This window comes from Mesorhizobium australicum (assembly GCF_900177325.1).
Taxonomy (GTDB): Bacteria; Pseudomonadota; Alphaproteobacteria; order Rhizobiales; family Rhizobiaceae; genus Mesorhizobium_A; species Mesorhizobium_A australicum_A.
The window spans coordinates 21,506-39,518 of the sequence record NZ_FXBL01000003.1; the positions used below are offsets into that span (position 1 = coordinate 21,506).

The 18,013-nt window shown below is 65.8% G+C and carries 17 protein-coding genes and 2 pseudogenes; 7 read left to right on the plus strand and 12 right to left on the minus strand.

Annotated elements, in window-relative coordinates:
• Nucleotides 1-15: 15 nt before the first annotated feature.
• Complete coding sequence (locus B9Z03_RS01260) at nucleotides 16-1,059, plus strand: DUF7146 domain-containing protein (RefSeq protein ID WP_085462547.1); 1,044 nt, start codon at nucleotides 16-18, stop codon at nucleotides 1,057-1,059.
• 251 nt (nucleotides 1,060-1,310) lie between these two features.
• Nucleotides 1,311-1,859: pseudogene (locus B9Z03_RS01265) on the plus strand (hypothetical protein); the annotation flags it as partial.
• 51 nt (nucleotides 1,860-1,910) lie between these two features.
• Here B9Z03_RS01265 and B9Z03_RS01270 read toward each other — a convergent pair.
• The 6 genes from B9Z03_RS01270 to B9Z03_RS01290 all read right to left on the minus strand — a co-directional run bounded on the left by B9Z03_RS01270 (nucleotide 1,911) and on the right by B9Z03_RS01290 (nucleotide 7,337).
• A complete protein-coding gene (locus B9Z03_RS01270) occupies nucleotides 1,911-2,609 on the minus strand; it encodes an IS6 family transposase (RefSeq protein ID WP_085462548.1) in 699 nt (232 codons plus the stop codon).
• Nucleotides 2,610-2,864: 255 nt separating this feature from the next.
• On the minus strand, nucleotides 2,865-3,044 hold the full coding sequence (locus B9Z03_RS30110; protein WP_244561619.1) for a tyrosine-type recombinase/integrase: 180 nt from the start codon (nucleotides 3,042-3,044) through the stop codon (nucleotides 2,865-2,867).
• Nucleotides 3,038-3,370 carry a phage integrase N-terminal SAM-like domain-containing protein gene (locus B9Z03_RS30115; protein ID WP_244561620.1) on the minus strand — a complete coding sequence of 111 codons (333 nt, stop codon included), beginning with the start codon at nucleotides 3,368-3,370 and terminating at the stop codon, nucleotides 3,038-3,040. The genes B9Z03_RS30110 and B9Z03_RS30115 overlap by 7 nt, the downstream gene beginning before the upstream one ends.
• A gap of 342 nt (nucleotides 3,371-3,712) precedes the next feature.
• Nucleotides 3,713-4,606: a proline iminopeptidase-family hydrolase gene (locus B9Z03_RS01280; protein ID WP_085462688.1), complete on the minus strand. Its 894-nt coding sequence runs from the start codon at nucleotides 4,604-4,606 to the stop codon at nucleotides 3,713-3,715.
• Between the two features lie 115 nt (nucleotides 4,607-4,721).
• Entirely contained in the window at nucleotides 4,722-6,968 is a 2,247-nt protein-coding gene (locus tag B9Z03_RS01285) for a N,N-dimethylformamidase beta subunit family domain-containing protein (protein ID WP_085462549.1), read from the minus strand.
• A 60-nt stretch (nucleotides 6,969-7,028) separates the two neighbouring features.
• Entirely contained in the window at nucleotides 7,029-7,337 is a 309-nt protein-coding gene (locus B9Z03_RS01290) for a hypothetical protein (RefSeq protein WP_085462550.1), read from the minus strand.
• A 294-nt stretch (nucleotides 7,338-7,631) separates the two neighbouring features.
• On the opposite strand from B9Z03_RS01290, the gene B9Z03_RS01295 reads away from it, so the two are divergent.
• The 3 genes from B9Z03_RS01295 to B9Z03_RS01305 all read left to right on the plus strand — a co-directional run bounded on the left by B9Z03_RS01295 (nucleotide 7,632) and on the right by B9Z03_RS01305 (nucleotide 10,719).
• Complete coding sequence (locus B9Z03_RS01295) at nucleotides 7,632-8,993, plus strand: aminotransferase (protein WP_085462551.1); 1,362 nt, start codon at nucleotides 7,632-7,634, stop codon at nucleotides 8,991-8,993.
• Between the two features lie 134 nt (nucleotides 8,994-9,127).
• Nucleotides 9,128-9,766, plus strand: a complete 639-nt coding sequence (locus B9Z03_RS01300) for a winged helix-turn-helix domain-containing protein (RefSeq protein ID WP_176247391.1) — start codon at nucleotides 9,128-9,130, stop codon at nucleotides 9,764-9,766.
• Entirely contained in the window at nucleotides 9,763-10,719 is a 957-nt protein-coding gene (locus B9Z03_RS01305) for an ATP-binding cassette domain-containing protein (RefSeq protein WP_085462553.1), read from the plus strand. The genes B9Z03_RS01300 and B9Z03_RS01305 overlap by 4 nt, the downstream gene beginning before the upstream one ends.
• Before the next feature lie 85 nt (nucleotides 10,720-10,804).
• Here B9Z03_RS01305 and B9Z03_RS01310 read toward each other — a convergent pair whose 3' ends face one another.
• The 5 genes and pseudogenes from B9Z03_RS01310 to B9Z03_RS01330 all read right to left on the minus strand — a co-directional run.
• A complete protein-coding gene (locus tag B9Z03_RS01310; RefSeq protein ID WP_085462554.1) occupies nucleotides 10,805-11,266 on the minus strand; it encodes a hypothetical protein in 462 nt (153 codons plus the stop codon).
• A 76-nt stretch (nucleotides 11,267-11,342) separates the two neighbouring features.
• Nucleotides 11,343-11,987 carry an isochorismatase family protein gene (locus B9Z03_RS01315; protein WP_085462555.1) on the minus strand — a complete coding sequence of 215 codons (645 nt, stop codon included), beginning with the start codon at nucleotides 11,985-11,987 and terminating at the stop codon, nucleotides 11,343-11,345.
• Nucleotides 11,984-12,640, minus strand: coding sequence for an isochorismatase family protein (locus tag B9Z03_RS01320; protein ID WP_085462556.1), 657 nt, complete (start codon nucleotides 12,638-12,640; stop codon nucleotides 11,984-11,986). The genes B9Z03_RS01315 and B9Z03_RS01320 overlap by 4 nt, the downstream gene beginning before the upstream one ends.
• Complete coding sequence (locus B9Z03_RS01325; RefSeq protein WP_085462557.1) at nucleotides 12,637-13,758, minus strand: DmpA family aminopeptidase; 1,122 nt, start codon at nucleotides 13,756-13,758, stop codon at nucleotides 12,637-12,639. Before B9Z03_RS01325 ends, B9Z03_RS01320 begins: the two co-directional genes overlap by 4 nt.
• Nucleotides 13,759-13,850: 92 nt before the next feature.
• Nucleotides 13,851-14,573, minus strand: a pseudogene (locus tag B9Z03_RS01330) (N,N-dimethylformamidase beta subunit family domain-containing protein); the annotation flags it as partial.
• A gap of 149 nt (nucleotides 14,574-14,722) precedes the next feature.
• On the opposite strand from B9Z03_RS01330, the gene B9Z03_RS29695 reads away from it, so the two are divergent.
• Together B9Z03_RS29695 and B9Z03_RS01335 are read left to right on the plus strand one after the other, a co-directional pair.
• On the plus strand, nucleotides 14,723-14,881 hold the full coding sequence (locus B9Z03_RS29695; RefSeq protein ID WP_176247392.1) for a hypothetical protein: 159 nt from the start codon (nucleotides 14,723-14,725) through the stop codon (nucleotides 14,879-14,881).
• Complete coding sequence (locus tag B9Z03_RS01335; protein WP_085462559.1) at nucleotides 14,878-16,515, plus strand: hydantoinase B/oxoprolinase family protein; 1,638 nt, start codon at nucleotides 14,878-14,880, stop codon at nucleotides 16,513-16,515. Before B9Z03_RS29695 ends, B9Z03_RS01335 begins: the two co-directional genes overlap by 4 nt.
• Nucleotides 16,516-16,821: 306 nt before the next feature.
• Here the strand turns inward: B9Z03_RS01335 and B9Z03_RS01340 are convergent, their stop codons facing one another.
• On the minus strand, nucleotides 16,822-17,994 hold the full coding sequence (locus tag B9Z03_RS01340) for a TniQ family protein (RefSeq protein WP_176247383.1): 1,173 nt from the start codon (nucleotides 17,992-17,994) through the stop codon (nucleotides 16,822-16,824).
• Nucleotides 17,995-18,013 lie beyond the last annotated feature (19 nt).

Below are 18,013 nucleotides of genomic sequence, written 5' to 3' on the forward strand. Positions count from 1 at the left end.
GCGAGGGAGGCGACCATGACCGGCTCGGCATCCGAGCTGGCACGCCGTCTCGGCGAAGATGCCGAGGCGGTGTGCCGCGAATATCTCTCCAATGGGTATCGCTCCGGCAACCACTGGATCGTCGGTGATGTCCGCAACACGCGCGGCCGCTCCATGCATGTGCGCCTCAAGGCTAACGTCAAAGGTCCGGCAGGCAAATGGGTGGACGAGGCTACGTCCGAATTCGGCGATCTGCTCGATGTGATCCGCGAAAGCTGCGGCCTGGTCGAGTTCCGCGAGATCGCCGACGAGGCCCGCCGATTTCTCGCCCTGCCGCGCCCGCAGCCGCTGGTCTCCGACCAGTCCCGCCAGGCTGCCGCGGCACGCGGCTCCCCTGAGGCCGCGCTACGCCTGTTCGCCATGTCGCAGTCGATCGCCGGCACGCTGGCCGAACGCTATCTTGCCGGCCGCGGTATTCTCCTGACCGCGTGTGAGCGCGCCCTGCGCTTCCACCCGGGCTGCTACTACCGAGACCTCGTGACCGGCGAGACGCAGATGCTCCCAGCTCTGATTGCCGCAGTCACCGACATCGAGGGGCGGATCACCGGCCTGCAGCGCACCTGGCTCGACCCGGCTGGCAATGGCAAGGCGCAACTCGCCGCTCCTCGCCGCTCGCTCGGCAACCTTCTCGGCAACGCCATCTGGCTCGGCCTGGAGTCTGGTGCTCCCGTGCCGGTCATGGCCGCCGGCGAGGGTTTCGAGACGATGGCCTCACTCCGGACCGTGATGCCTTCGTTGCCTGTGGCCGCTGCCACCTCGGCCAATCACCTTGCCGGCCTGACCTTCCCGCCTGGCTGCCGTCGCCTCTACATCGCGGCCGATGCAGATGCCGCCGGCCGGCATGGCATCGAGCGTCTCAGCCAGCGCGCAGGCGAGGCCGGAATCCTCGCTCTGGCATTGCGGCCGCGGCTCGGCGACTTCAACGACGATCTGCGCCATCTCGGCCCCGGCCATCTCGCGGCATGGCTCGGTGATCAGCTCGCCCCGGACGATGCCCGTGTCTTGCTGCCGTCCGCATGACCGACGCGCGAGGCCGGCAGGCGGGCAGTGCGCAGCGTCACCGGCAATCCCGCAGGCATGGCGGGAGTCTCACCGGGAGGCCGCGCCCGCGGCCTGCCTGAGAGGCGATCCCTGCCACCCCCCGGTCACGGCCGCAACGGCTTGCGCCGTCCTCCGCTTCGCTCCGGCCTTCGGTGCGGCCGCGCCCGGCGCGCGGCCGGGTTTCGCTGTCAGGCCGCGATGGGCGCGGCCACAACCGACGGAGACACGCCATGACGTACGAGCTTCCTTTCGACGACGCCTACGAGCCCTATCACGCCTCGTCGCCGACCGATCGCGTCATCCTCGAACTACAGATGTACGGCCATCGCCCGCATCAGGACGAGCCCGACCCCCGTCCGCTGCCCGACGACGAGGTGATCCGGGCCGGCCTCGCCGGGATCGTCGAGACCTTCGCCGGCATGCTCGGCGACACGAGGCTGGAACCCGACCTCGACGACCTGCTCTGGAGCTTCGCCAACGTCTTCCACCGCGCCGCCGAGCGCGTCGCCCGAAGCCTCGACCGCAACGAGGAGGCGCAGCGCTCGAGCCAGAATGAACAGGATGGTTCCGAGGTGAAGTCCGTCGAGCTGGAACGGCTCACGGCTGAGGGCATCACCTATATCGAGCGCCGCAATGTGCTCGAAATCATGCGCGACGAGGCCGCTGACCTCTACGAGGCGCAAACGGGCTCTGCATGGCGGCCGCGAACCGGATCCAAGGTCTCCCACCAGGCGATTACGGCGGCGGTGATCGACTCCCGCGACTTCCTCGCCGCACGGTTTTGTTGCAACCGCTGACTGGAACCACAAAGAGGCCTGACCCGAGGCCAATTATGCGGCAAGAATTGCGAACTGCTCGGCCAGGGACGGATTCGGATTGAAGGCGTATCTCGCCTGTCGCTTGCGCATCATATGAACCATCTCGATGCCGGACAGGATGATCGCGGCTGATCCCTGTGATTTGAAGCCAAGCATTGGCCGGACGCGGCGTTTGATGCGCCGATGATCCTGTTCAATCCGATTATTCAAGTATTTACTCTTGCGTATTTCGATCGGCTTCAGCCGGCGTCGGGAGCGATCTTGCAAGCGATTTGTGGTGTCGCAGGAAACGATAGCCTCGTGGTTGGTCTGACTACCATCGATGACGACGCGGTCGGGCCGGCCATGACGTGCCAGTGTCTTCCGGAAAAACCGCTTGGCCGACGGCAAGTCGCGCTGCTCGCTGAACCAGAATTCGACCGTATCGCCGACACTGTCGATGGCACGGTAAAGGTACATCCACTGGCCACGGACCTTGATGTAGGTCTCGTCTATATGCCATCTGCCGGTCACGCCCCGCTTGCGCCGGTTGAACCGCTCCAGCAGTAGTGGTGCGAAACGGACGGTCCAACGGTGAATGGTCGTGTGGTCGACGGCAATGCCCCGCTCGGCCATCATCTCTTCTAGATCACGCAGGCTCAGACTGTAGGCCAGGTACCAGCGCACGCAAAGCAGGATCACGGACTGGTCGAACTGGCGGCCCTTGAACATTCAATCCTCCGAAAATGTCAGAGGCGCTACTTGCCACAGTGACGGTATTCAAAACGTTGCAACATAACCATCTGGAAACAGGGCGAGGCGCGACCAACGTCGGCACCGAGAGCAAAGCAGAAGCGGGGACGCCGGCGGCCAGATCGCCCCGGGAACAGCCCAGCCGTCGCGATGCATGACGCCCTGCTGGCGTCCGACCTTCCACCACTGGCGCAGCAACAAGAGCAGGTCTTGCGACACCATGGCGTTCCGATATCACCCGCCCTTGCCGCGCTCGACACGCAGCAGCATGCGCTCGCTGTCGATGTCGGCGACCTTCAGCGTCGACACCTCGGCGACGCGCAAGCCCGCGCCATAAGCGACCGACAGCGCGGCCTGGTGCTTGAGGCAGGTGGTGGCGTTGAGGAGACGGGCGACCTCGTCGCGGCTCAGCACCACCGGCAGCCTGCGCGGATGCGCCAGACGAACGAGCTTGTGCGCCAGATCGGGACGATCGATCGTATGCGTAAGAAGAAGCGCAGTGCCGACACGATGCTGTTCATCGTCGGCACGGGAACGCCGTCCTCCTGCTGCTCGATCTGGAACCGGCGCAGGTCGTCGGACGTGGCCGTATCAGGCGGTCGGCCAACGAAGGTCGCGAACCGCCCGACATCACGGAGGTAGTTGCGCTGCGTCTCCCGTGAGAAACGCCGCATGTTCATGTCGTCGATCAGCCGCTGGCGCAACGGGCTGATAGGGGTATCGAGAGCGGGGTGGGTCATCGTCAGGCTCCTTGTTGAAGAAGCCTGTGATGCTCTGCCCCTGCCGAACGACGCTCAATGCGGGCGCGTCGACCGGTTCTTGATCTCTACCTCAACCGCAGGCGCCCTCCCGCGCAGCGGGTTCGTTCTTCGGGCGGAGACCGGACGTGGTGGTGATCGATATCGAGATCGCCCCAAAGCGGCGCTACGTCGATCAATTGCGATTGCCGCAGGTAGTGCGCTCGGTCGATGAGACCTCCGAGCATCAATCTCAATCATCTATGGGGTTCACGGCTGCCGCCTTCATTCCCTCGCTTGATGATGGCGCTCGGCTCATCCTGTACGTCCTCGTGCGCTGCGGGATTACCGCCTGTTCCGATTTCGACCGAGAAAATCGACCAGGACAGGGTAATAAGCCGCCGGCTCCTCGAAGAACGGCAGGTGGCTGGAATTCGGGAAGACGTGCAGCTCGGCGTCCTTCAGGTGCAGCTTCATGCGCATCGCGCAGGCCGGCGTGAGTTCATCGTGGCGGCCGACCGTGATCAGCACGGGAAGCTCGATCCGGTGCAGGTCCGGCACCCGGTTCCAGTCCTTGAGGTTGCCGGTATACAGGAACTCGTTGGGCCCCTGCATGGTGCCATAGGGACCCATGTTCCAGTCGTTCACGGAGCGCAGCACCGGCGCCGGCCAGTGAGCGAGGCGGCAGACGTGGCGGTAGTTCAGCAGCGTGATCGCCGCCTGGTATTCCGGATGGTCGATGCTGCCGTCCGCCTCGTGCGCCTGCATCATGGCCACGGTCTCCGGCCCGAGCGCCCCGCGCAGTCGCGCGAGCTCGCTGACGAGATGCGGCATGTCGGCCGCGGTGTTCTCCAGGATCAGCGATTTCAGCGCCTCCGGGTGGGTCAGCGCGTATTCGATGCCGAGCCACCCGCCCCAGGATTGTCCGAGCAGGTGGACGCGGCCGAGCCTCAGCGCTTGGCGCACCGTTTCGGTCTCCGCGACGTAGCGCTCGATGGTCCACAGCGCCGGGTCGGTCGGGCGGTCCGATGCTCCGCAGCCGAGCTGATCGAAGGCGACGACCCTGTAGCCTTCATCGACCAGGCAGCTGTGCGAATCGCGGACATAGTCGCAGGGCAATCCGGGTCCGCCGTTCAGCAGGAACAGCACGTCGTCGCCGCTGCCGAAGGAATAAGCGATCACCTTGTAGCCGTCGACGGCGACCTCGATGCGCTCGTCCGGCTCCATCTCTCGCCACATCATGGTGCGGGCTCCCCCTGCTCAAGTCGGTTCAACCGCCTTCCAACACGCCGGCGCAGGCGCCGCGCCGACCTGGCGCCCACGCGCCAGCCGGACCGGCGCTCATGCGGACCGATCAGAAGGGCGTATCGTCGACGAACCGCCGCAGCACGTTCTCGGTGATGCGCGAGACGTTGTTGTCGTAGCCGTTGTGCGACAAGCTCCCGGACCAGGCGATGGAGCTGGTCGAGAACACCGCGCCGCCGGCCGGCGTCTCGTAGAAAACCATGTCGGCGCGGACCAGCGGGTTGTCCGGTCCGGAAAGTCCCGGCCGGTTAGTCAGCATCTCGTCGCAAACGACGTAGTAGACGCCAGTATGGTTCTCCGACGCCGCGACGATGAGCGCGTTCGGCGGGGTGCCGAGCAGGCGGTCGGCACGGTCGAGCTCAAGCCCTGCCGCTCCGCCGCCGATCAGACCGAAATCGCCGATGAGTTCCTCGTCCCCAATCCCCTCGAAGATGAAGCTGGCGCGCGGGTCGAAGCTTTCCTTGGTGCGGCGAAAATAGGACGAGATATCGAAGCCCTGCGCCGTGAAGCCGGTTCCGGCGACCATCTGCGGCGGCAGCCCCTGGCGGCGCCATAGGCCGCCGAACTCGCCGGTGAAGCTGTGATAGTATTCGCCGGGGACAGCTTCCCAGGAGCGAATGCCGTCCTCGGCCCGGCGAACCTCGATGACGCCGGGCTTGGTCTGGTGATAGGCGATCCTCCAGTACCAGCCATTGCCGCCCATATACATGAGGCGCCCGCCCAGCTTCTTGTAGCCGTCGAGAGTGTTCCACATCTGCTTCGACCAGTATTCGGGATGGCTTCCCGTCAGGATGGTGTTGTAGCCCGACAGCGCCGAGAGGCCTTCGTAGTGCAGGTCCTCGTCGGTGATGCAGTCGAAATCGAAACCCTTGGTCTCCAGCCAATCGGTGATGTGGAGGTCGGCATTGAACTGCCAGAGCGACGAACCGGTGCCGCCCAGAGCGCCCTCGACTTTCGGGCGCATGTCGACGATTGGCCTCAGCCGTGAAGAATAGCAGACGCCGCTGCCGTCGGAATGCACGTCGTAGCAGGAGAGCCCGTATTCCGGATGCTCCTGCAGCAGGCTGTCCTTGTCGGACACGACGATCACACGACCGATGGCCAGCTGCGTGACGGAGAAGTCGAGGGCCATATGGTCGTTGGCGTAGGCCATGTAGCTCGCCGTCGGCACCAGGAAAGCGATCTTCGCCTTCCTCGTCCCGTGTTTCGGGCGAACGACGAATGGGATGTAGTCCTCACCCCCCTCGGTGCGCACATGCGCTGCATAAATGCCGCTCCTGAAACTGTCCGGCACCGTCAGCTCGAAATCCACGTCCCAACCGGAATCGTAGAGATCGTCGTCGTGGAAATGGATCGCCCCGTATTCTTCGGGGGCGTGGCGCCAGGACATCTCCCGGCCGCTCCAGTTGTAGCCTTTCATGCCGCGGGCCGGCAGATTGACGGTCTCGCCGTTCAGGCGATTGCCGGACAGGTCCACCACGGTCTCCGTTGTGATCTCCCGCGCGAAATCCCACCGCGCGAGGATCGCCGACGCCAAGCGATCCGGCAGGGTGCCGGCCAGCGCCTGCTCGATCTGCAGGCGGCTGAGCGGGACATTGCTGAGGATCGGGCTGTCGAGCTTGCCATTGTATTTGTCGGCGGCGCGGATGCGTCCTTTCAATTCCCCGCCCCGGCAGCCGGCCATCATCAGCGGCCCGCGCACCCGGCCAGGCTTGACGGCCGTTGTCGTGGACACCTCGGCGCGATCGTCCGTGAGCCCGTATTCGGCCATCGGCTGCTGGTAGAGGCACACCGTGCCGGACGCGGCGTCGAAGGATGCCGCCGCGAGATACCACTCGCGGGAGAGCATCGGCTTTCCGCTGCTGACCTGCTCCACCTTGCCGGACCCATCGCCGATCCGCAGCGACAGCGCACCGGCTTCGTCGATACCGAGCACGAACCCGCTCTTTGTCGCTACATCCCAGAGCGAGATCAGCGACTGGCGGCGGGTTCCCGGCGTCGTCGGCCAAGCCATCACCTGCACCGTAAAGGAGGCGAGCTGATCAAAGAGCGGGCTGTGCGGAACCACCACGTAGGACCCCGACAGGATCTCCTGCTTGCGGCCGGGATAGGCTCCGTCGCTTTCCGTCGCCAGGCGCTCTTCCTTGTAGCCTGGGCCCGCCGGGTTCACGTCGCCGTGGATTAAGCGAACGATGGACGCCTCGAAACGCTCCGCTTCGCTGCAGCTGACCATGAAGGAGAGCGTCTCCCCCGGCCGGACGCTGAGCTTGTCGGAATAACCCAGGATCTTTTTCAAGATTGAACTCCTGCCAGGGGCTGCAAGGCGTGTGGGAAGGAGGGGAGAGGAGGCGCGCGCTCAGTCATCGAGCTGCTCGCCGGTGTGGTCGAACCAGCGCAGTTTGAAGATCGCCCACTCGGCTTCTTCCTGCGAATGAAAGACCTTGTCATGGTGGAGCTTGAACGGCTCGCCGCGGCGTCCGGGCAATTGCGCCAGGATCCATTCCTCGTGCGGCTTGGTGCAGTAGAGCACATATTTGCCCTCCGACGCCGAGCCGCGGAACAGGTTCAGGAGCCGCTGCAAGTCGGGACTGTGCTGGCCGACCGGATTAGCTCGGAATTCCTCGACGAGGTGCTTGTCGGCCGGATCGATCTTGTAGGCTGACATATCGTCCTTCCGCTCCGCCCGTATGAGTCGCGCCGCACACAATTCGGCCAGAGCGGCCCGAGTGTACTTTCGTCGATGTTAAACACAATCCAGTTGCCCGCACAAGCCGCTCGGCCGGCGAATCGGTGCTCATTCTCCGGGCAGTGGTCGCCTAAAATGTCGGCAACGCAGGGGCACCGCTGCGTTCCACCCGTGCGGATTATTTACGCTGGACAAGGTTGTTCTTTTTTCCCATGATCATACAATCGTTTGCCGGAAGCTGGCGGCCGCCGCAGCTCGGGAAAAGCCAATTCGATGAATCTGATCGCCCCTGCTCCGGACCGCACCTCCGCATTCCTGCACCCCTTCTCGGATCTCGGATCGCTGCAGCAGGACGGGCCGTCGGTCATGACGGAGGGCGACGGCATCTATGTCCGTGACGAGAGCGGCAAGCGCTATATCGAGGGCAATTCCGGGCTCTGGAATGCCGTGCTCGGCTTCAGCGACAGCCGGTTGGCGGATGCGGCAAGCGAGCAGTATCGCCGTCTGCCGGCATATCATGCCTTCTTCGGACGCGTGCCCGAAACCTCCGCCAGGCTGGCCCGCCGGCTTGTCGATATCGCACCGGTGCCGATGGCGCGGGTGTTCTTCGCCAATTCCGGATCGGAAGCCAACGACACCGTTGTCAAGATGCTTTGGATGCTGGCGCGGGCGGAAGGCCGGCCGCAGCGGCGCAAGCTGTTGTCGCGGCGAGGCGCCTACCACGGCACCACCGTCATGGGGACGAGCCTGACGGGAAAGGATTATGTACGGGCCTTTGGCCTGCCGCCCGAAGGCGTCATCTTCCTGACCTGCCCGCATTACTGGCGCGAGGGTCGAGCCGGCGAGAGCGAGGCCGATTTCCTCGATCGGCTCGTGGCCGAGCTCGAACAGACGATCGTCCGGGAAGGCGCCGACACGATAGCCGGCATGATCGCCGAGCCGATCATGGGTGCCGGCGGGGTCATTCCACCCGTGGCCGGCTACTTCGCGGCGATCCAACCGGTGCTGCGGCGTCATCACATTCCGCTCGTGGCCGACGAGGTCATTTCGGGGTTCGGGCGCACCGGCTCGCTGTGGGGATCGCAGACCTACGGCGTCGAGCCCGACCTGATCATCGCCTCCAAGTGCATTACCGCCGGCTATTTCCCGATGTCGGCCGTGATGGTATCGGCCGAATTCGACGACCGGCTGACCGCGGCCTCGCAGGAATTCGGCGAGTTCCCGCACGGCTTCACCACCGGGGCGCATCCGGTCGGCTGCGCTATCGCCCTGACGGTCCTCGATATCCTCCTTAACCGCGGCGTTCTCGACCACCTGGCGGGAATCATCCCGGCTTTCCAGTCCCGGCTCCGCAGCTTCGCCGGCCACCCGCTCATCGGCGAGGCGCGCGGTGTCGGCCTGATGGGGGCGTTGGACGTGGTCGCGGACAAGCCCACCAAAGCGCCTTTCCCGTCCGATTTCGAAGTCGGCGAGCGGATCGCCAAGGCAGCTTTCAGGCGCGGGCTTATCATCCGTCCGCTCGGAAATTCGGTCATCTTCGCGCCACCCTTCATCATGACGAGGTCGGAGATCGACACCATGTTCGATATCGTCCAGGCGACGCTGGACGAGGTGTTGGAAGGCCTGCGGGCATGACCCGTCGCTCCCATGCCGAGGTCCGGCTCTCCGGCCGCCCCGTCATCCCGCACATGCGAGAGCGGGATCGCGCCCGCCTCTGCCGCCGTAGTAGTGCTCTTGGATCATCACACCCGGATCGCGAGCGCGGAACCATGAAAGCAGTCGCAGGGAAGCTTCGATCCGCCACGTCCACGCAAATCCGTATCGCTGAGGCGCTGTTGGAATCGGTTGCCGCGCAGCGTCTCCAACCGGGAGATCACATCACCGAAGCGTCCGTTGCGGCGATGTTCGGCGTCTCCCGCTCGCCCGTTCGCGCCGCGCTGGCGATTCTGACCGCGAAGGGTGTTCTCGAGCAGCGGGCCAATCGCGGCTATTTCGTGAGACGCGGGGTGAAGCCGCTCGCCAAGAGCGGCATCAAGCTGCCGCAGAGCGAAGTCGAAGCACTCAGCCTGACTATCGCGCGCGACTGGTTCTGCGGGCGTGTTCCCGAGAACTTCCAGGAGAGTGAGCTCCGGCGCCGATACGGCGTCGGGCAGCTCCGCTTCGCGCGTGTGCTGCTGGCCCTGGCTGAAGACGGCGTCGAGGGAGAGCGTATCACGCCGGTTGCCGGCATTCCGCCGATCCTGCATGGTCCAAGCTCCTTCTGCGCTTTTGCGCCCCGCTGCGAGTTTGCCGCCGAGTTCTGCAAGACTCAGCGCCCCGCGCCGGTGCTGTGTGAAAGAGGGCCGGTCCTGTGCATGCGCATGGACCATGTCCTCCGCGAAACGACGCTGAGACGAGTGCACGCATGAGCGTCACGCCGGACGCGCCGGTGCTGGCCCTCAAAGGCGTCAGCGTCCGATTCACCAGCGGAATGCCCTGGGCGCGCCGCTCCGTCGATGCGCTCAGCGACATCGACCTGGAGATCGCCGCCGGCGAGACCCTGGGCGTGGTCGGCGAATCCGGATCAGGCAAGACGACGCTCGGGCGCTTGGCGCTGGGGCTTCTGGCGCCGGATTCCGGCCAGGTCGAGTTCGCCGGCAACCGTGTGGAACGTCGCCAGGGCTATCCCAAGGGCGCCGTTGCCGCGGTCCTGCAACATCCGCAATGGTCGCTGAACCCGCGACTGCGGATCGGCACTTCCATCGGCGAACCCATCGCCGTCCTCAAGCGCACGCCCCGGGCCGAGCTGGCCGAGGCGGTCGCGACCATGCTGGACCTGGTCGGGCTCGATCCGCGCATGGCCAAGCGCTATCCGCACGAGCTCTCCGGCGGCCAGCGGCAGCGTGCATCCATCGCCCGGGCGCTGGTGACGCGGCCGAAGTTCATCGTCTTCGACGAAGCGACCAGCGCGCTTGACGTCTCCATGCAGGCGCAGATCTTGAACCTGGTCCTGTCGCTCCAGGAGAAGATCGGCTTCGCCGCGATGTTCATCTCCCACGATCTCGCCGCGGTGCGCTATGTCGCGTGGACCGTCGCGGTGCTCTATGCCGGAAAGCTGATGGAGAAGACCGCCAGCCGCGTCCTCTACCGCTCAGCCCATCATCCCTATACGCGCTGCCTCCAGCAGGCGAGCGGCCTTATCGATCAGCCGACGTACCGGTTGAATCCCGGCCAGCGCCCGGCGAGCGAGGTCGGCTGCGTCTTGCGCAACCGCTGCCCGATGGCCATCCCGATCTGCTCCGATCTGCCGCCGCCCCTTCATCAGCAGAACGGCGGCCTCGTCGCTTGCCATCGCGCCGAGGAGCTGGCCAGCGCCGCGTGACGCGGCCCGCGCCGGCCTTGCAATCGAAATGCGAACCTCGTCCGGAAGGCCCGGACCGTTAGTCTGAAGTTCCCCTTGGTGTAAGTCAGATTTCCTTTGTCTGGCCGGGAGATAGCGAGAATCTGGTGTCGGCGTTCTGTCTACGGGCTGATGCGGTCGATGAGTTCCCCTGCCCGGGCTGGAAGTCGTCGGGGGTGGTGACGATGGTGAAGGTGGCCGCGTCGCTGGTGCTGCCCGGAACACGGCAGGTGTTGCTGACGATGGTGGCGAGCACCTCGAGCAGGGTACGGAAGCTGTGCGCGGGAGTGCCGTCCGCGAGCTTGCGGGTCTCGGCCTTCTTCTGCGCCGCGGCGGAGCGCTGGGCGGGAGCGACCGGGTCGCGGGCCGCCTTGGCCTCCTGGTCCTCGTCGGCGAAGGTCAGTTCGCGCCACGCCTCGAGCATGTGCCATTCGACATAATAGGCGAGCATGCAAAGAAGGATATGGGCGCGCACCCGGTCCTCGAGGCGGTGATGGATGGGGCGGACCTCGAGGTCGACCGTCTTCATGGTCCGGAAGGCGCGCTCCAATAGACCCAAGGATTTGTAGCTGAACGAAGGAGGGGACGGGGGAACTTCAGGTTAGTCAGGACAGGCTTTCCATATAGGCGACGATCTCGTCCACCGGGAGAACGTCGCCATAGATGGCGTCCATGTCCCACAGGCTCTGGGCGTGGGCCGGGGCCGAGCGGTCGGCGACCGCTTCTCGGGCAATCATCGGCCGGAAGCCGAGCTGGCACGCGTCGATCACCGTCGCCTTGACGCAGCCGCTGGTAGCGCAACCGGCGACGAGCAGCGTATCGATGCCGCGGATCTGCAGGCGGGACGCCAGATCGGTGCCGAAGAAGCAGCTTGCGTATTTCTTGAGGATGAGCGGGTCATTTGGGCGGCGGTCGAGGCGCGGGTCGAGCTCGACGCCCCGCGTCGAAGCTTTCAGCGTCGACAGGCTGGTGATCTTCAGCCGCCACACGCCGGCGTCGCCGATATCGTCCTCGTCGTAGCTGATCACCGTGAAGAAGACCGGGACCTTCATGGCATGCGCAGCCGCAAGCAGCCGATTGGTCTCGGCGATCGGCCCGTCCACGACAGAGCCGAGCGGCATCGCCGGATCGGTGAAAGCAAGGCTGAAATCGACGACCAGCAGCGCGGGGCGCTGGCCGAACCCCATCTTCGCCGCAAAGCCCCTGTCCTCGAAAAACGCCCGCTCGGCTGCGGATGCGATGTCCGTCATGTGCTCCTCCTCTCGACGCCCGTCTGCTCCTTGAGATGGGCGAGGATCTCGGCCACCGAAAGTACATCGCCGTATTTCGTCTCAATGTCGACGAGGCTCTGGGCGTGTGCGGCCGGCGAGCGATCCGACACGGCTTCCCGCGCGACCATCGGGCGGAAGCCGCTCTGGCAAGCATCGATCGCGGTCGCGCGAACGCAGCCGCTGGTCGTGCAGCCCGCGATGATCAGCGTGTCGATCCGCAGGCTCTGTAGCCGCGAGGCGAAGTCAGTGCCGAAGAAGCAGCTCGCATATTTCTTGACGAGGAGGCCGTCGCCCGGCGCACGATGCAGACGCGCATCCTGCTCCACGGCCGGAGTGCCCGCACGGAGAGTGGCGAGGCCGCGAATCTTCTGGACCCAGATTCCGGCATCGCGAAGATCAGGATCCACATAGCTCACGGTCGAGAAGAACACCGGGAGCGCGGCGCCACGGGCAGCGTCGATGAGGATGTTGGCCCGCTCGATCGCCTCGTCGGCGCGGGAGCCGAGCGGCAGATCGGGATCGGTGAAGCCGTTGATGAAATCGACCACGACCAGGGCGGGGCGCGCACCGAATCCGAGGGCCTGTGCGAAGCCCCGATCGCGAAAGAACGCGTCCGCTGCCTGATCGGTCATTGCCGCTGCTCGGCCTCACCGCTCGCCGGCAGGCGTCCGTACGACCGCGCCAGATCGAGCAAGACCTCCGGCCGGAGCGCGGGGACGATCCGATCTGGAGGGCGGAAAGTCGGCGTGTCCTCGCCCGCCAGAAGTGCATTCACAACCGCCTCCTCGACCGCTTCAACGCTCGCCTGGAATACCGGATCGAGGAGTTCGTCGTTGAGCAGCGTCACCTGAGAGGTCGCCGGGCCGGATTGCGGCAGCGGAACCGGATTGGCGACGCTGAAAGCCAGGAAGATGTCGCCGGAATTGTTGCCGCCCGGCGTTCCGCCCCGGCCTATGCCGATCGACGCCCGCTTGGCGACGCGCCGCAGCTGCAGGGGCGAGAGCGGCAGGTCGGTTGCGAAGATGGCGATGATCGAACCGGTCTCGCGGCGGAAGAGCGGTGCGTCCGGGATGTGCCGTCCGACGGGCACGCCGAGCACCGTCAGCCATTCCCGCACCCCATGATTAGCCTGGACGAGTGCTGCGATCGTGCCGGAGCCGCCCTCCAGTTCCAGGCGGCGGGACGCGGTGCCCGTGCCGCCCTTAAATCCATAGGCGACCATGCCGGTGCCGCCGCCGACCGATCCTTCGGGCAAAGGTCCGCGCGCCGCCTCGTCGAGCGCACTCAGCGCCATCGCCTCGGTCACATGCTGGCCGTTGATGTCGCTCAGAACGCCGTCATAGGTCTCGGCGATGACCGGCATCGCCCACAGATGCATCGCGTCGAACTGGAGCCGGTAGCGGCCCGTCATCCAGCGCACGGCAGCATGGTGCACGATGCCCACGCTATGGGTATTGGTGATCAGGACCGGGCCGCAGAAATAGCCGGCTTCCTCAATCCAATGCGTTCCGGTCATCTCGCCGTTGCCGTTCAAGGCGTGGAAGCCGGCCCAGACCGGCGACAGATCGCGATCGGTTGACCGGGGTATGATGGCGGTCACGCCCGTGCGCACCTGCGGCGGGCCGTCCGACTTGAGGGTTGCGAACCCTACAGCGACGCCGGCGACATCGGTGATGGCGTTTTGCGGGCCGGGCGTCCCGGGAAAGGGTAGCCCCAAGTCGCGCCCGCGCGGCTTCTTCGCTTGATCCATCAGACTCTCCGGACCCGACCCGACCCTGAGCCCGCTTGACTCCGAGTCAGGCCGCTGGCGCGGGGGTCGGCCGGCCGGATTAGGCGCATGCACTAGAAACCTCGCGGATCGAGGAAACGCCGCACGACGTTGTCGGTGATCTTCGAGACGTTGTTGTCGTAACCGTTGTGGGAAAGGCTGCCGGCCCACGAGATCGATCCCACCGAGAACACCGCGCCATTCTGCGGCATCTCGAAGAACACGATGTCGGCACGCACCAACGGGCTCTCGTCGCCGCTCAGCCCCGGACCGGTCTCCAAGAACTCCTCCGGGACGAGGAAATAACCATTTGTGTGCCCTTCCGAGCGCGCCAGGATGTAGGCGTTCAAGGGGGTGCCGAGCTCGGGCGAAGCGCGATCCAATTCGAGCCCCGCCGCACCCCCGCCGATCAGGCCGAAATCGCCGATCCGTTCGTCCGCGCCGACGCCCTCGAAGACGAACTGAACCTCCGGCTTGAAGCTGTCCGACATCCGCACGAAGTAGGACGAGATATCGAAACCTTGTGCCGCGAAGCCGACGCCGACGAGCCCCTGCGGTGCGCGGCCCTGGCGCAGCCAGAGGCCGCCATAGCGGCCGTCGAACCCCTGATAATACTCACCCACCTCGGTCGGCCAGGCGCGGATGCCGGTTTCGGCGCGGCGTAGCTCGATGATGCCGGGGAAATCGCGATTGAAGGCGACGCGCCAGTAGAACCCGTCGCCGCCCATATACAGGAGCCGGCCGCCACGCTTCGCGTACGTATCGACGGCGTCCCACATCTCCGTCGAGACGTATTCGGGGTGACCGGCGCGACCAGGATGTCGAAATCCGACTGGTCAGACTGAGTGGCGCAGCGCCCGCCCCGACCGACAAGCTGCCGCTGCCGGACATCGTCGCCGGCGAAAATCCGCTGATCGCCCACTCGCCGCTCTGGCTCGACGGCGCGATGGTCGAGGTACCGGTCTATGACCGCGCGCGGCTCATGCCGGGCACGCGCCTCGCCGGACCCCTGATCGTCGAGCAGCAGGACTCGACCCTGGTCGTCGGCACGCAGCAGATCGCGGTCGACGATTTCGGCAGCATCATCATCGGGATGAAACAATGACCAGTGACCCGATCCTCGCCGAGGTGGTGCGGCATGGCCTGCAGGCCGTCGCCGAGGAAATGGGCGCGGCGCTGATCCGCACCGCGCACTCGGTCAACATCCGCGACCGCCGGGATTTTTCCTGCGGCGTGTTCGATGCGCAAGGCCGGCTGATCGCGCAGGCTGAGCACATCCCCGTGCATCTTGGCCTCATCGCCGGCGTCGTCCAGCGCTGCGTCGCCGCGTCCGGCCGTGACATCGCGCCGGACAGCATGATAGTCACCAACGACCCTTGGCTCACTGGCTCGCATCTGCCCGACGTGGTGGTCATCGCTCCGGTCGACCGCGACGGCGTACGGCTCGGCTATGTCGCCAACATGGCGCACCAGGTCGATCTCGGCGGCATGGCGCCCGGCAGCCTGGCGCTCGGCACGGTCGAGATCATGCAGGAAGGGTTGCGCGTCCCTCCGATGATGCTGGTGCGCGACGGCGAAGTCGAAGCTTCGACCCTCGCTCTGTTCAGGCTCGCCAGCCGCACGCCGGAGATGGTGGCGGGCGATCTGCTCGCCCAGGCCGCGGCCAATTCTACCGGCGCGCGTCGCCTCGCCGATCTCGTCGGCCGCACAGGGACGACGCGGTTCGACGCGGCAGTGAATACGCTGATCGCCACGACCGCCCGCCGGCTGGAGCAGCGGTTTCGTGCGCTGGACGGGCGTGAAAGCGCATTCGAGGACGTTCTCGAATGGTCCGAAAATGGCCGCGACGTCGATTTGCCGGTGAGAGTCCGGCTGACGGCGAAGGACGGCCGGCTCGCCGCCGATTTCACCGGCACGGCGGGACAGGTGGAGGGGCCTATCAACGCGCCGCGCTTCCTCACGTCGAGCTGCCTGCTCTATGTCGTCAAGGCGCTGCTCGATCCCGAGATCGCGTCCAATGCCGGGCTGTTTTCGCAGATCGATCTCGTCACGCCGGCAAGGAGCATCGTCGACGCCGAAGCGCCCGCGCCGGTGGCGCTCTGCACCTCGATCACCAGCCAGCGTATCACCGACGCCCTGCTCGGCGCGTTCAACGCGCTCACGTCCGAACGCGCCATCGCCGCCTCGACCGGCAGCATGAACGCGCTGATCATGGGCGGCGTCGATCCGCGCACGGGAAAAGCCTATTCCTATGTCGAAACCTATGGCGGCGGACAGGGCGGCCTGCCGCGGCGCGACGGCGCCGACGGCGTGCATTCGCACATGACCAACACAGCCAACTCGCCGGTCGAACTGATCGAGCGGGAGTATCCCCTAACCGTCCTGCATTACGGGCTCGTGCCGGGGAGCGGCGGTGCGGGAGAATTCCGCGGCGGCCATGGCCTGACACGTTCGATCCGCCTCGAATCCGACGCCGTCGTGACCGTCCATCTCGACCGCACCCGGCACCGGCCCTGGGGTGTCAACGGCGGCGCGCCGGGCGGCCATTCGCGGCTCACCGTGCGCGACGTGAGCGGCGAGCGACTTTTGCCCGGAAAGAGCACGACCGCGCTCGGGCGCGGCGCGGTGGTTACCGTCGAGACCGCCGGCGGCGGCGGCTGGGGCGATCCGGCGCTCCGCTCGGCGGATGCGCTCGAAGACGACACGCGCGGCGGTCTTTCGGGTCGCGATGCACGATAATGTCAAAGGCTTATCGCTCGTTTTGCTCTTTATATAGAGAATGGCCCATGTGGCTCGTTTTTCATCGCCGGACAGCCTCCTTTAGGCGTCAGATCGACGAGAATTCGCGTTCATTGAGCGGACCTGGTTTGCGGCCAATTCCCGGACCCCTTGCCGAGGAATGGCCTCTCTCGTCGAGCAGAGCGCCAGAATAGGCGTCAATCGTGCCTCCGATCGAAATCTCGCGCACGGTTATGAGATTCCTCGAGCGCAATTGTGAAACTGGCTGAGTCGGAATTGTGAGACTCCGCAACACGGCGCGTAGTCTCACGATATCTGAATCGCCTGCCCGTCGCTCCGCGGCCGGGGCGACAGCCTTGCCCCGAGTGCCGCCGCGTTCCCGGCAAGCGCGGCATCGATCAGGCCTGCTCGAACACGCTCCCGTTTCCGCCGTGGCAGCTTTTCGGCGGCGATCCAGCGCGGATCAGCCAGAATTTGACGCGCCAGGCGCTCGTATTCGGCCGAGGAGCGCTTCTGTAGCTGGACATGCGGCCGTCGGCTCGACCTTGAGAGCCGTTCCCGCCGTGGCGCGGCCCGCCGCACCAGGTGGGCGGCGGCAGGCGGCGACGTACCGTCAACGCGCGGGTCGGCGCCGAAGATATCGTTGAGGGCAAGCAGCGTGAGGAAACGCCACCGTGCCGGCAACTGGCCGACCGGCGCATCGGCGCCGACGGCATGCCGGACATCATAGGGACAGCGCCAGCCCGCTTCATTGAACCAAAGCGCCAGCACGGGTCGCGCTGCAGCGGGGTGGTCGAGCGGCGCCCAAAGCATCGCAAGCGCCTTCTCGAACTGCCCCCGCGCGGGATTTTCGTGATCGACGCTTGCGGTGATCCGCTGCTGGACGGCAAGCGTCCACCGCATAAGGTTACGGTCGTGCCGGTCGCACTCCCCTCCCCTATCGGCCAAAATCACGCCGCAAGAGCTGCAAACAGGCCGCGCGCGACCGTCGAGCAGGCGGAAAGCCACGGAAAGACGGCGGTGGCATGACAGGCAGCGATCGAGCAGCAACTCGCCATGAGTTGGGCAGATGCAACGTTCGGCGAGCATCCAGCCGGCCCGCAAATAGCCGTCGCGCCCCGCGGATTGATCGGCAGCGAAGCAGGCGAGACAGACCGGGGTCGACCCGGTCACTATCGACGGCGTCCATTCCGGTCCCCTGCTCACGTACCATGCTCGAGCTCGTAGTGGGTAGCGCCAGCTCAACGACAAACGCTGCAGTCGCTCGGGGTCGACACCGCAGGCCCGCGCCCATGCCTGAGCCTGATCCACGGTCGGAGCTCGGTCGTCGATCGTCGTGGGCGTGGGCGTGGGCGTGGAAAAGCTGTTTCCGTCGCCGGCGAAATGGCCCGCCAGCTCTTCCGCTGTAAGACCATAACGGCATGCCACCCGCGCCATCCAGGATGACAGCAATTCGTCACGACGGGGCCGCGGCGCCATGGGGAGACGACCCGGCCCC

What these genes read in the sequence shown, in the direction of transcription:
- B9Z03_RS01325 (WP_085462557.1), bottom strand. Translation starts at nt 13,758, where the DNA reads ATGGATCAAGCGAAGAAGCCGCGCGGGCGCGACTTGGGGCTACCCTTT.
- B9Z03_RS01290 (WP_085462550.1), bottom strand. Translation starts at nt 7,337, where the DNA reads ATGTCAGCCTACAAGATCGATCCGGCCGACAAGCACCTCGTCGAGGAA.
- B9Z03_RS01295 (WP_085462551.1), top strand. Translation starts at nt 7,632, where the DNA reads ATGAATCTGATCGCCCCTGCTCCGGACCGCACCTCCGCATTCCTGCAC.
- B9Z03_RS01305 (WP_085462553.1), top strand. Translation starts at nt 9,763, where the DNA reads ATGAGCGTCACGCCGGACGCGCCGGTGCTGGCCCTCAAAGGCGTCAGC.
- B9Z03_RS01310 (WP_085462554.1), bottom strand. Translation starts at nt 11,266, where the DNA reads ATGAAGACGGTCGACCTCGAGGTCCGCCCCATCCATCACCGCCTCGAG.
- B9Z03_RS01300 (WP_176247391.1), top strand. Translation starts at nt 9,128, where the DNA reads ATGAAAGCAGTCGCAGGGAAGCTTCGATCCGCCACGTCCACGCAAATC.
- B9Z03_RS29695 (WP_176247392.1), top strand. Translation starts at nt 14,723, where the DNA reads ATGGTCGAGGTACCGGTCTATGACCGCGCGCGGCTCATGCCGGGCACG.
- B9Z03_RS01315 (WP_085462555.1), bottom strand. Translation starts at nt 11,987, where the DNA reads ATGACGGACATCGCATCCGCAGCCGAGCGGGCGTTTTTCGAGGACAGG.
- B9Z03_RS30115 (WP_244561620.1), bottom strand. Translation starts at nt 3,370, where the DNA reads ATGACCCACCCCGCTCTCGATACCCCTATCAGCCCGTTGCGCCAGCGG.
- B9Z03_RS01260 (WP_085462547.1), top strand. Translation starts at nt 16, where the DNA reads ATGACCGGCTCGGCATCCGAGCTGGCACGCCGTCTCGGCGAAGATGCC.
- B9Z03_RS01340 (WP_176247383.1), bottom strand. Translation starts at nt 17,994, where the DNA reads ATGGCGCCGCGGCCCCGTCGTGACGAATTGCTGTCATCCTGGATGGCG.
- B9Z03_RS01280 (WP_085462688.1), bottom strand. Translation starts at nt 4,606, where the DNA reads ATGTGGCGAGAGATGGAGCCGGACGAGCGCATCGAGGTCGCCGTCGAC.
- B9Z03_RS01335 (WP_085462559.1), top strand. Translation starts at nt 14,878, where the DNA reads ATGACCAGTGACCCGATCCTCGCCGAGGTGGTGCGGCATGGCCTGCAG.
- B9Z03_RS01270 (WP_085462548.1), bottom strand. Translation starts at nt 2,609, where the DNA reads ATGTTCAAGGGCCGCCAGTTCGACCAGTCCGTGATCCTGCTTTGCGTG.
- B9Z03_RS01320 (WP_085462556.1), bottom strand. Translation starts at nt 12,640, where the DNA reads ATGACCGATCAGGCAGCGGACGCGTTCTTTCGCGATCGGGGCTTCGCA.